The following is a 12,489-nucleotide window of genomic DNA, read 5'->3' as shown; positions in this document are numbered from 1 at the left end:
ACGACGCCGATGACCACCGCCACGACGCCCGCGAGCAGGCCGATGGCCAGCGATATACGCCCGGCCATCAGCGTGCGCGACAACAGGTCCCGTCCGGTGTTGTCGGTGCCGAACAGGAAATATTGCTGCTTGATCGAGGCGCTCATCGTCACTTCGAGACCGTCCGGCGACTTGCTCTCGATCTTGGTGTCGTCAAAGGCATCGGATCGGTCAAGATAGCGGATGTTGCGATCGTCGATCGGCCTGGTCGACTTGACGGTGACGAAGACCTGGTTGCCTTCCTGCCGCCATTCCTTGATGTCGACCCGCATGCGCTTGATCGCTTCGGTGAGCGCCGTCTCGATCATGTCGGCCTTCGGATAGGCTGACAGGCTTGGCGGCATGCGCACATAGTCGGCATAGATGGTGGTGTATTGATGCGGCACGAACCACGGCCCGAACACGCTGACGACACCGATCAGGGCAAGGTAATACAGGCTGAACATGGCGGCGCGATTGGCCTTGAGCCGCGCCCAGGCATCCCCCCAGAGCGAACGGCCGATGACGGTGGGGGCGACTGTGGCCGCGATGTCAGTCATAGCGCACCCTCGGATCGACGACCGCGTACATGACGTCGACGATCAGGTTGAAGACAATGGTAAAGATGGCGATCACCACCACCGTTCCCATCACCAGCGTGTAGTCACGATTGAGCGCGGCATCGACGAAATAGCGGCCGACGCCTGGGATGGAGAAGATCGTCTCGACGATGACCGAGCCGGTCAGCAGTGCCGCCGCCGCCGGACCGGTGAAGGAGACGATCGGCAGGATGGCGCCGCGCAAAGCATGCTTGACCACCACCGACCAGTCGGACAGGCCCAGCGCGCGCGCCGTGCGGATGTGGTGGGACCGCAAGGATTCGATCATCGAGCCACGCATCAGCCGGGCGACGATGGCGATCTGCGGCAGGGCGAGCGTCAGCACCGGACCGACCTTGTTGATGAAAGCGCCATCGCCCCACCCACCGATCGGCAGCAGCCTCCAGGTCAGCCCGAACAGGAGTTGGATCACCGGCGCGATGACGAAGGTTGGGATGGTGCTGCCGGCCGTCGCCAGCGCGATCACCGTATAGTCGCCAAGCTTGTTCTGATTGAGCGCCGCAATGGTGCCGAGCACGGAACCGAGCAGCAGCGCCAGGACAAGCGCCGAGGCGCCGAGCTGGACCGAAATCGGCAGCCCCTTGGCGAACAGTTCGGTGACGGTGAAATCCGGCATGTTGTAGCTCGGGCCGAAATTGCCGCGCAACAGATTGCCGAGATAGTGGACGAATTGCAGCCAGAGCGGGTCGTTGAGGCCAAACTGGGCTTCGAGATTGGCCCTGATCTCGGGACTGAGCCCCCGCTCCTGGTTGAATGGACCGCCCGGCGCGACGCGCATCAGGAAAAACGCCATTGTCACGATGACGAACAGCGTTGGAATGGCGGTCAGAAGCCGCCGTAATACGTATCGCAGCATCGGTGCCCCGCTTGATCCAGAGCCGCGCGCGTCCAGTTGGACGGCCGCGCTCCAGCTTTCAAATCTTCGCACCGACATTTGCCGAAATCGAATTCCGGTACCCGGGCCGATGCGATGGCAAACCATCGCCACCGCGCCTGGAAGGCGCGGTGGCTTGGCCAGGGTTAGTCCTTGCTGACGAAGCGCGACGGATGCACGTCCATCACGTTGTCGACGAAGCCATGCAGCTTCGAGGAGACGATATCGTGGTAGCTGTAATAGAGGAGCGGTATCTGGCCGACGTCGTCGACCAGGATGCGTTCGGCGTCGGCCAGTTCCTTCATGCGCTGTTCGGGGTTGCCCCCGGCGGCGGCCGCCTTGTCCATGGCCGCTTCATAGGCCGGGCTGTTGTAGTCCGAATAATTGTTGCCGCTGGCCTTGCGCGAGATGCCGAGGAAGGTTTCCGGATCCTTGTAATCGGCGATCCAGGCGGCACGTGCCAGATCATAGTTGCCCTTCTGCTCGAGGAAGGAGTAGTGGGTCTTGGTGTCGGTGTTGAGCAGCGTGACGTCGACGCCAAGCGGCTTCAGCTGTTCCTGGATCGCCACCGCAGTGTTCTTGTGGTTTTCCGACGTGTTATAGCGGATTTCCATCTTCAGCGGCTTTTCGGGCGTATAGCCGAGTTTCTCGAGGATCTTCTTGGCCGCATCCTCGCGGTCGATCTGCGGCATGTCCGCATATTTGGCCATTGCCGGCGTGTAGCCTTCGATGCCGGGAGGCACCATTGAATAGCCGGGCAGCATCGAGTTCTGCCAGACTTTTTCGGCGAGGAAGTCGCGGTCGATCGCCATCGAGATGGCATTGCGCAGCTCTACATTATCCCACGGCGCCTTGTCGGTCTTGATCGCATAATAATAGGTGCCGAGATACGGTCCAACGTGGATCTGGTCGCCAAACTTGGTCTTGAGATCGGCGAGCTGTTCAGTCGGAAGGTCGTCGTAGCTGTCCAGTTCGCCTGCCTCGAAGCGCTTCATCGCCGAAGAGCGGTCCTCGGTCGGGATGTAGTTGACGACGTCGAACTTGACGGTCGCCGCATCCCAGAATTTCGGGTTCTTGACCAGCTTCATATGATCGTTGGGAACCCATTCGGCCAGCGTATAGGCGCCGTTCGAAACGAGATTGCCGGGCTTGATCCAATCGGCGCCGAGCTTTTCGATGGAGGCCTTGCTCACCGGATAGGTCGCCTGGTGGGTCAGCATCTCCAGGAAGTAGGGCGTCGGCGCCTTCAGCGTGACCTCCAGCGTATTTGCGTCAATCGCCTTGACGCCCATGTCCTCAGGCTTGCCCTTCTTGGTGTTGACGTCCTCCGCACCCTTTACCGGATACAGCATCGAGGCGTATTCGGCGCCGGTCGCCGGATCCTCCAGCCGGTGGAAGGCATAGACGAAATCGTCAGCCGTAACCGGGCTGCCATCCGACCACATGCCGTCCTTGCGCAGCTTGAACGTATAGACGGTTCCGTCGTCCGAAACCGTCCAGCTCTCGGCGGCACCAGGAATGAGATTGGCCTTCTGGTCCTGCATGACCAAGCCCTGGAACAGGTCGCGCAGGACATTGGCTTCGTAAACCGCCGAGGTCTTGTGCGGATCGACCGACTCCGATTCAGCGGCGGTGCCCCTGTTATAGACGGTCTCGGCAAAGGCCTGCGTGTAGAACGTCCCGGCGGCCAGCGTCATCGTCGTGGCGAACACAGTCGCCTTCAGCATGTTTTTCAGCATGAAGTTCTCCCTGTCGGCGCCGCCGTTGGCGCGCCTATTAAGTGTTGACGCCCTGGAGCCGATATCTGACCCCTTTGAGCGCGCCGCTGGTTCCCGTCCTGCGGCTCGTGCCCAGACACTAACGCGGAGAATTTTTATGTCAACAGACTCTCTGGGTCACCCAAAGTAAGGCGGACGAAAGCTATGGTGTGGCCGCTGAAACACCAGCCGAAACCAAAAGCTTGACTTGGTTTCTTCACCTCGACGCTATTTTTCACCGCGAATCGGGAGCCATGCCAGTTTGCCGGAATGTCTTAATGCGTTCTTAAGCAACCTGAGGTTACATTACGAGTACCTTCTATACGGTTCGAGCTTCAGACGCGCGGCGGCTATGAGTAACGGAGCAAGTAAATTGCCCAAAATCCGTCAACTAATGCGGAACTTTCAAGAAGAGCGCGGTACCTCTGCGGTTGAATTTGCCTTGCTTTCACCGATTTTCATTCTTCTTCTACTCGGAATGGTTGCATACGGTATATACTTCGGCGCCGCCAACTCGATCCAGCAGATCGCAGCGGATGCCGCCCGCACGGCAATTGCCGGGTTGAACCAGACCGAACGTCAAACGCTCGTAACCAGCTTCGTCACCAACAATGCCGGCGGATATCCCTTCGTGGATGTCAGCAAGTTGACCTACCAGGCCAACGACAGCACGGCCGATGGAAGCCAGTTCGTGGTGTCCATCCAATACGACGCCCGCAACCTGCCGATCTGGAACCTTTTCCCGGGCATAGCCATGCCCGGGACCACGATCAGGCGCCAGTCAACGATCAGGGTCGGGGGCATTTGAATGCTGCTGCATGCGTGCAATGGGATCGGTCGGCTTGCCCGGTTGATGCTGAGTGACAGGAAAGCGAACTTCACCGTCATGGCGGCATTGAGCGCGCCGGTGGCGCTGGCGCTGGCCGCAGTGGCCATCGACGAAGCCTCGATCTACACCGAGCGCCGCGAAGCGCAGGCAATGGTGGATCTGGCGGCGATCACCGCCGCCTCGAACATGACCAATGTCAATACAGCGGTCGTTACCACGCTGACCGACAACGGCATGCCAGGGGTTGTCGTTCAAAGCTCGGGACAGACGATCGAGCCGGCGGTCGGCAAAACCGTCGTGACGGTCACGCCCGGGCGATATGTGGCATCCGGGGCCAATGTGGGCCAGCGTTTCCAGGCCAGCATAACCCCCTACAATGCCGTCCGTGTCACCCTGAAGAAGATCCCCGCCCGCTATTTCGCGAGTTCCCTGATCCCCACTCCCGTCATCGGCACCCAAGCCACCGCCAGCATGACGCCACAGGCGACATTCTCGGTCGGATCGAGGCTCGCCAGCCTCGATGGCGGTATCCTCAACGCGCTTCTCGGCGGACTGCTCGGCAGCAACATCTCGCTCAGTGTCATGGACTACAACGCGCTGATCTCCGCGGATGTGAGCGTGCTCTCCTTCGTGGACGGCCTTGCCACACAGCTGAACCTGACCGGCGTCTCGTATTCGGATGTGCTGGCATCGAAGGCGACCGTCGGCCAGATCGCCACGGCCATGGCCAATGTGCCTGGGCTTGGCAACACGGCCAAGGTCGCCCTGCAGACGATCGCGTCCAAGTCGACCAGCACGGTCCAGATCCCGCTCAGTCATCTGGTCGATCTCGGCTCCGTCGGCAAGTTGGGCCTCGGCCAAAGGCCCGCCGGCCTCGGCGTCGACGCCAGCGCCTTGGGAATGCTGACGGCCGCCGCCGGACTGGCAAACGGTTCAAAACAGGTCGACGTCGCCCTCGGAGCCACCATTCCCGGGGTGCTGTCGACCACGCTCGCCATCGCCATCGGCGAACCACCGCAATCCTCGCCATGGCTGGCGGTTGGAGAAGCCGGCACCGTGGTTCGCACCGCGCAAACGCGCATTAAGCTGCTTGTCACGGTCGGCGTCGGCAACCCAAACCTGGGCGGCGGTATCAGCCTGCTGTCGGTCAAGCTGCCGCTGAATGTCGAAGTAGCCTACGCCGAGGCCAAGCTGACCGACATCAACTGCCCGACCGGCCCCGACAGCCTGAAGGTTACCATTGCCGCGAAGCCCGGCATCGCGGCGGTGAACCTTGCCGCCAGCGATGCCGATAACAGCCCCACCGCCTTCGCGGATTTCAGCAACCCGCAGTCGTTCTCCGACGCCAACATCGCGGATGTCAGCCTCAATCTGCTGCTGCTAAAAATCCCGCTAATACTGGTGAAGGGTTCGGCGGGTGCCGACATCACCAACGTCAGCCCGACCAACCTGGTCTTCAACAAAACCGAGATCGCCGCCAAAACCATCAAGACGACGCCGACACGGGACATTACCCAGACGCTGACAACGTCACTGGTCGACAAGTTGTCGCTTTCCGTCAATGCGCTTGGTATCCTCGGGCTTGACGTAACGGCGTTGCTCGGCACCGTGAAGCCAGCTGTGACGACGCTTCTGAAAACCGTGACCGCACCAGTCGACACATTGCTTTACAATCTACTCGATACGCTCGGCGTGCATCTCGGCGTGGCCGATGTCCGGGTCACCGGCGCGACATGCGGACGTGCCGTGCTGGTGCAGTAACGTCGGGATATCAGTCGAGCCTGCCCAAAAAGGCTCCGAGCGCTGGCAGCAAAAGCTCAGTCTCGACGACCGCGGCATTGCCATCCAGCTGCGCAACCGCTCCGATGTCCCCCGGCAACGGCCAATTGGCCGGTCCTCCGGCGAAATTGAAGACACAGAGCAGTCTTTCACCGCCGCCGTCGCGGATGAAAGCGAGCAGGTCACCCTTGGCGTCGAGAAAGCGGATCGAGCCGGATATCAGCGCCTCATGCTCCCCGCGCAAGGCCAGCGCAGCCCGGTAGGACGCGAGCACAGAGACCGTGTCGGCATTCTGGACGTCAACGGCGCGAGCGCGATGGCTGGCCGGTATCGGCAGCCAGGGCCTGGCCGTGGAGAAGCCTGCATTGTCGGCGCCGGCCTCCCACACCATCGGCGTGCGGCACCCATCCCTGCCCTTGACGCCTGGCCAGAAGCGGATGCCGACGGGATCGCGCAGATCTTCATAGGCCAGCTCCGCCTCCTCCAGCCCGAGTTCCTCGCCCTCGTAGAGGCAGATCGAGCCGCGCAGGCAGGCGAGCAGCATGATCGAGAATCTTGCGACCGCGTCGGGCTCGCTGTCCGGCCTTGTCCAGCGGCTGACATGGCGCGCCACGTCATGGTTGGAGAAGGCCCAGCAGACCCAGCCGTCGGAGACGGCCGCCTCGAAGGCTTCGACGCAGCCACGCACATGCGCAGCCGAGAACTGCGGACCGAGCAGGTCGAAGGTGTAACACATATGCAGCTTGTCGCCGCCTGAAGTGTAGGCCGCGAGCGTCTGCAGCGAGCGGCCTTCATCGCCGATCTCGCCGACGGCGGCGCGGTCGTCATATTCGTCGAGCAGCGCCCTGAAGCGGCGCAGGAACGCCAGGTTTTCCGGCTGCGTCTTGTCGAACAGGTGCTCCTGGTAAAGGTAGGTGTTGGTCTCGCTGTTGGTGCCGGCGACGCTTGATGCCAAGGGTGGATTGCTGCGCAACCAGCGGTCGTGGACATAGTAATTGACCGTATCGAGCCGAAAACCGTCGACGCCGCGCTCCAGCCAGAAGCGCACAGTTTCCAGAAGCGCGTCCTGAACCTCCGGATTGTGGAAATTCAGATCGGGCTGCGAGGGGAGGAAATTGTGCATGTAATACTGCCGGCGGGTAGAATCCCATTCCCAGGCCGGGCCACCGAAGACGGAGAGCCAGTTGTTTGGCGCGCTGCCATCTGGCTTGGTATCGGCCCAGACATACCAGTCGGCTTTGGGGTTATCGCGGCTGGCGCGGCTTTCGACAAACCAGTCGTGCTTGTCGGATGAATGCGACAGCACCTGGTCGATGATGATCTTCAGGCCGAGACGATGCGCCTCGGCGACCAGCGCATCGAAATCCTCGAGCGTGCCGAACATCGGATCGACATCGCAGTAGTCCGACACGTCGTAGCCCATATCGGCCATCGGCGACTTGAAGAAAGGCGACAGCCAGATGGCGCCGACACCGAGCGAGGCGACATGGGCGAGCCTCGATGTGATACCGGCGAGATCGCCGCTGCCATCGCCGGTCGTGTCCTGGAAGGAGCGCGGATAGATCTGGTAGATGGCGCAACCGCGCCACCATCCCTTCTTGTCACTCGCCGCCATTGCGCTTCTCCCTTGTGCCGGCCTGCGCTCGTTCGATCATGAAGATCATCGTCCGCCCGGATATTGGCCGCGAGATATCCGCCGCATCCGGCGCTTCGATAGCTGGGGCCCAGAAGAATCCGTCTCGTTCAGGCAAGGTGAACATGCAGGCCCGGCGATCGCCGTTGACAAGCACCGCAAGACGGCGGTCGTCATCGCTGGCGCCACTCAGGACCATGACAAGACGGTGCCGCTGCGGATCCTGCCAGCTCTGTTCATCGAGCGGCGCGCCCGTCTCAGCAAGCCATGCGACGTCCGGTATCTCCGAACCTGCCGGCGGCTGGCCAGTGAGGAAGCTTGTGTCGGAAAGCGCCGGCATCGATCGGCGCAGCCTCGAGAGTTCCGCCGTGTAGCGCTCCAGCGCCTGGTCGCGGCCGGCCCAGTCGAGCCAGGTGATCTCGTTGTCCTGGGCATAGGCGTTGTTGTTGCCTTGCTGGGTGCGGCCGAATTCGTCGCCCGCGGTCAGCATGATGGTGCCGCGCGAGGCAAACAGCGCGGCGAGCAGAGCGCGCTGGTCGTTCTGGCGAGCCGCTGCCACGGCCGGGTTGTCCGCATCACCTTCCACGCCGTTGTTCCAGGACAGGTTTTCATTGTGGCCGTCGCGGTTCTGCTCGCCATTGGCTTCGTTGTGCTTGCGCTCGTAGCGCACGATGTCGGCGAGCGTCATGCCGTCATGGGCGGCGATGAAATTGACACTGCGGCTGGCGCCTTGCCCGTTCGCGGCAAACACATCTGACGAACCGGCGAGCCGGGTCGCCAGGGCGCCGACCATGCCGGCGTCGCCACGCCAGAACCGTCTTACATCGTCGCGATACTTGTCGTTCCATTCGAGGAAGGGCGCTGGAAAATTGCCGAGCTGATAGCCGTCGGGGCCGATGTCCCACGGCTCGGCGATCAACACGCGATCGGCCAGCAGTGCGTCATCGCGCATCGCTCTCAGCAGCGGCGCCTCGGCATCGAATGTGCCCTCGACCCGCCCCAGAATGGGAGCGAGGTCGAAGCGGAAGCCATCGACACCGGCATCCCTGACGAAATGGCGAAGCGTGTCGAGGACCATCTCCTGGACCACAGGATGGTCGCAAGCGACTGTGTTGCCGGTACCGGTGTCGTTGGCCAGCCTGCCATCAGGTGTGTGCCGGTAGTAGGCCTGGTTGTCGAAGCCGCGCAGCGACAGCGTGGGACCAAGCCTGTCGCTCTCGCCGGTGTGGTTGAAGACGAGGTCGAGGATGACGCCGATACCAGCCTGGCGCAGCACAGCGACCGTGTTTCGCAGTTCCATGATGCCGCCCGGCGCAAGGCGCGGATCGAGGGCCATGAACGTCACGGGATTGTAGCCCCAGGCGTTGCGCAGCCCGAGCGGCGGCAGATGCCGTTCGTCGATCGACGCGGTCACCGGGATCAATTCGACCGCGCCAACGCCGAGTTTTTTCAGGTGCTCGACGATCGCCGGTTGAGCAAGTGCGGCGACTGTTCCGCGCAATTTTTCGGGAACGTCCGAATGCAGCATGGTGAAGGCGCGCACCGGAATTTCGTAGACCAGGCCGCCGGCGCGGAAGAGCGGCGGCGCAGCCTGCACAGGCTTCGGTAGCGCAGCCGCGATCGCCTTCGGCATCAGCGACGCGGTATCGCCCCCCTCGCCCCGGCGATCGGCCAGCCGCCAGTCATAGGCATAAGGCCTGTCAATCTCGACGGCGTAGGGATCGGTCAGCAATTTGTCGGGGTCGAACCACAGTCCATGCTCCGGCGCATAGTCCCCGTCGGCGCGGAAACCGTAGCGGGTTCCGGAGCCAAGACCTGCAACGAACAGCGCGTGGACGCCCTCGCCTTCCCGCTGCAGTTCGAGCCGTTCGATTTCCCGCATGCCCTGCTCGTCGAAGATCGAGACCCAAAGCCGACGGGCGGCCTGCGACCAGGCGGCAAAGCGGATGCCTTCGCGGGTGACTGTGGCGCCGAGCTGGGTCATGCCCGCGCCTCACCTTCTCCCCTCGCGGGAGAAGGTGGATCGGCGCGCAGCGCCGAGACGGATGAGGGGTGTTGAAAGGAACGCGGCGTTAGTGATCTGGACATCGGTTTGCGCCAAGCTGGAGCACCCCTCATCCGACCGAGCTTCGCTCGGCCACCTTCTCCCACAAGGGGAGAAGGTGAAACGCGCGCAGCCACTCTCAAGTGATCACGCTCGGCTTGGGGCGGCCGGTATGGCTGTGAATCCCGGCAATATCGTCAGCCGCGGCAATCAGATCGGCAAGGGCGGCCTGGGTGTCGAGATCGTGCCGAGACTTGTCCGGCTCGTAGCGCTCGATGTAGACGCGCAACGTCGCGCCCGACGTGCCGGTGCCGGACAGCCGAAAGACGACCCGCGAACCACCTTCGAACAGAACCCTGATGCCCTGATGCTCGCTGATCGAACCGTCGACCGGATCGTGATAGGCAAAATCGTCGGCACTGGCGATTTTCAGGCCGCGCACGCTGGTGCCAGGCAGCGAGCCGAGCTTGGCACGCAGTTCGTCGACCAGCGCGTTGGCGCGGTCGCTCTCGACCTCTTCATAATCATGCCGCGAATAGTAGTTGCGACCGTAGGTCGCCCAGTGCTCGGTGACGATCTGCTTGCAGCTTTCGCCACGCGCGGCGAGGATGTTGAGCCACAAAAGCACCGCCCACAGGCCGTCCTTTTCGCGGACATGGTTGGAGCCGGTGCCGGCACTCTCTTCACCGCAGATCGTCGCCATGTCGGCATCGAGCAGATTGCCGAAGAATTTCCAGCCGGTCGGAGTCTCATAGATGCCGACGCCGAGTTTTTCAGCAACGCGATCGGCCGCGCCACTGGTCGGCATCGAGCGTGCAATGCCTTTCAAACCGGCCTTGTAGCCGGGCGCCAGACGCGCATTGGCGGCGAGCATGGCGACCGAATCCGACGGGGTGACGAAAATGCCCTTGCCGATGATCAGATTGCGGTCGCCATCGCCATCCGAGGCGGCGCCGAAATCCGGTGCGTCCGGTCCCATCATCTCGTCATAGAGGTGCTTGGCATGGACGAGGTTAGGGTCCGGGTGATGGCCGCCGAAATCCGGCAGCGGCTTGAAATTGCGGCAGGTGGCATTGGGCGGGCCGAGCCGGTTTTCCAGGATCTCCTTGGCGTAGGGACCGGTCACCGCGTGCATGGCGTCGAAGCGCATGCGGAAGCCGGACTTGAAGAGTTTGCGCAGGGCGTCGAAATCGAACAGGCTTTCCATCAGCGCGGCATAGTCCACGACCGGATCGATGATCTCGACCGTCATGCCGGCGGCCTTGACCGTGCCTGTTGTGTCGATGTCGATCGGATCGATATCGGCGATCTTGAAGCTCGAAATCGCCTTGGTCTTTTCGAAGATCGCGTCGGTGAGCTTTTCCGGCGCCGGGCCGCCATTGCCGGCATTGTACTTGATGCCGAAATCCTCATGCGGGCCGCCCGGATTGTGGCTGGCCGACAGGATGATGCCGCCGAAGGTCTTGTATTTGCGGATGACATGCGAAGCGGCTGGCGTCGACAGGATGCCGCCCTGCCCGACCATCACCTTGCCGAAGCCGTTGGCGGCTGCGATGGCGATGGCCTTCTGGATGACCTCGCGGTTGTAGAAGCGGCCGTCGCCACCGATCACCAGGGTCTTGCCCTTGAAACCGTCGAGCGCGTCGAAGATCGACTGGATGAAATTCTCGGCATAGTGCTCCTGCTGAAAGACAGGCACCTTCTTGCGCAGGCCCGACGTGCCGGGCTTCTGGTCGGAATAAGGCTTGGTGGGAACGGTCCGTATCATGCTTCAGGCAACCCTTTTCGAAAGCAGCGAACGATAGAGTTCGACGTATTTTTCCGCGCTCTTGTCCCACGACACATCGGCTTTCATGCCCTGGCGCTGCAGTGATTCCCAGACCGTCGGACTGGCATGGGCGTCGACGAGGCGGCGGATAGCGTGCAGCAAGGCGCCGCCATTGTTGGGCGCGAACTGGAAGCCGGTGGCGACGCCGGCAGAGACGGCAGCCTCATTGGCGTCGATGACCGTGTCGGCGAGGCCGCCGGTGCGCGCGACCACCGGCACGCAGCCATAGCGCAGGCCGTAAAGCTGCGTCAGCCCGCACGGTTCGAAGCGCGAGGGGATGACGATGGCGTCGCAGCCGCCCTGCATGATGTGCGACAGCCCCTCGTCGTAGCCGACGACGACGCCGATGCGGCCGCGATGCCTGGCGGCGGCGGCAAGCAGCGCGCCTTCGAGACCGGCATCGCCCGATCCCAGGATGGCGAGCCGCGCACCCGTCGCGACAATGCCGTCGACCACCAGCGCCAATATGTCCATGCCCTTTTGCCAGGTCAGGCGGCTGACCACGCAGACGATCGGGCTGTCATCGCGCTCAAGGCTGAAGCGATCCTCCACGGCAGCCCTGTTGGGTGCGCGCGCCTTCAGCGTGCTGCCCGTGTAGTTGGACACCAGATGCTTGTCGGTTTCCGGATCCCAGATGCCGGTGTCGATGCCGTTGACGATGCCATGGAGATCGCTGGAGCGCATGTTGATGAGGCCGTCGAGGCCCATGCCGAATTCGGGCGAGCGGATTTCCTGCGCGTAGGTCGGACTGACCGTGGTGATCGCCCAGGCGGCCTGCAGGCCCGCCTTGAGGAAGCCGACACCACCATAATATTCGACGCCGTCGAGCGCCATCGCCGCCGCCGGCAAGCCAAGCTCGCCGAAAATGCCGGCGCCGAACTGGCCCTGGAAGGCGAGGTTGTGGACGGTCATCATCGAAGGCACGCCGACCGCCTTGCCATAGCGCATATAGGCCAGCGTCATCGCCGACTGCCAGTCATGGGCGTGCACGATGTCGGGCTGGTAGCCCGAGATGGCGCCGCCGGCGATGTCGCCGCCGACCTGGCTCAACGCCGCGAAACGCCGCCAATTGTCTGGCCAGTCGACGCCGGTCGCATTGCCATAGGG

At 62.6% G+C, this 12,489-nt stretch carries 8 protein-coding genes and 1 pseudogene; 2 read left to right on the top strand and 7 right to left on the bottom strand.

All coding sequences use genetic code 11. The features are described from left to right. The 3 genes and pseudogenes from EOA22_RS10665 to EOA22_RS10655 all read right to left on the bottom strand — a co-directional run. A pseudogene (locus tag EOA22_RS10665) lies at window positions 1–578 on the bottom strand (ABC transporter permease); the annotation flags it as partial. After that, window positions 571–1,494 (bottom strand): ABC transporter permease subunit, encoded by a 924-nt coding sequence (locus EOA22_RS10660; protein ID WP_013532691.1) that lies wholly within the window; start codon window positions 1,492–1,494, stop codon window positions 571–573. The pseudogene EOA22_RS10665 and the gene EOA22_RS10660, both read right to left, overlap by 8 nt. Window positions 1,495–1,658: 164 nt before the next feature. After that, window positions 1,659–3,251, bottom strand: a complete 1,593-nt coding sequence (locus EOA22_RS10655; RefSeq protein ID WP_127389961.1) for a peptide ABC transporter substrate-binding protein — start codon at window positions 3,249–3,251, stop codon at window positions 1,659–1,661. A gap of 412 nt (window positions 3,252–3,663) precedes the next feature. On the opposite strand from EOA22_RS10655, the gene EOA22_RS10650 reads away from it, so the two are divergent. Both EOA22_RS10650 and EOA22_RS10645 read left to right on the top strand, forming a co-directional pair. Further along, entirely contained in the window at window positions 3,664–4,077 is a 414-nt protein-coding gene (locus tag EOA22_RS10650) for a TadE/TadG family type IV pilus assembly protein (RefSeq protein WP_174299092.1), read from the top strand. Further along, the gene (locus EOA22_RS10645) at window positions 4,078–5,859 is read left to right on the top strand and encodes a TadG family pilus assembly protein (RefSeq protein ID WP_013532694.1); all 1,782 of its coding nucleotides are present in this window, start codon (window positions 4,078–4,080) and stop codon (window positions 5,857–5,859) included. It abuts the gene before it with no gap. Window positions 5,860–5,869: 10 nt separating this feature from the next. Here the strand turns inward: EOA22_RS10645 and EOA22_RS10640 are convergent, their stop codons facing one another. From EOA22_RS10640 to glgA, 4 genes are all read right to left on the bottom strand, one after another. Beyond that, entirely contained in the window at window positions 5,870–7,492 is a 1,623-nt protein-coding gene (locus EOA22_RS10640) for an alpha-glucosidase family protein (RefSeq protein ID WP_013532695.1), read from the bottom strand. Further along, complete coding sequence (glgX, locus tag EOA22_RS10635; RefSeq protein WP_013532696.1) at window positions 7,479–9,494, bottom strand: glycogen debranching protein GlgX; 2,016 nt, start codon at window positions 9,492–9,494, stop codon at window positions 7,479–7,481. Before glgX ends, EOA22_RS10640 begins: the two co-directional genes overlap by 14 nt. Window positions 9,495–9,693: 199 nt before the next feature. Next, a complete protein-coding gene (locus EOA22_RS10630; protein ID WP_127389960.1) occupies window positions 9,694–11,322 on the bottom strand; it encodes an alpha-D-glucose phosphate-specific phosphoglucomutase in 1,629 nt (542 codons plus the stop codon). A 3-nt stretch (window positions 11,323–11,325) separates the two neighbouring features. Then, window positions 11,326–12,489 (bottom strand): glycogen synthase GlgA (gene glgA, locus EOA22_RS10625; protein ID WP_127389959.1); only part of this gene is annotated, 1,164 nt, incomplete at its 5' end.

This window comes from Mesorhizobium sp. M7A.F.Ca.US.014.04.1.1 (assembly GCF_003998745.1).
Classification (GTDB): domain Bacteria; phylum Pseudomonadota; class Alphaproteobacteria; order Rhizobiales; family Rhizobiaceae; genus Mesorhizobium; species Mesorhizobium ciceri.
The sequence above is the reverse complement of the archived record's forward strand: the minus strand, read 5'-3'. Positions and strand labels throughout refer to the sequence as shown.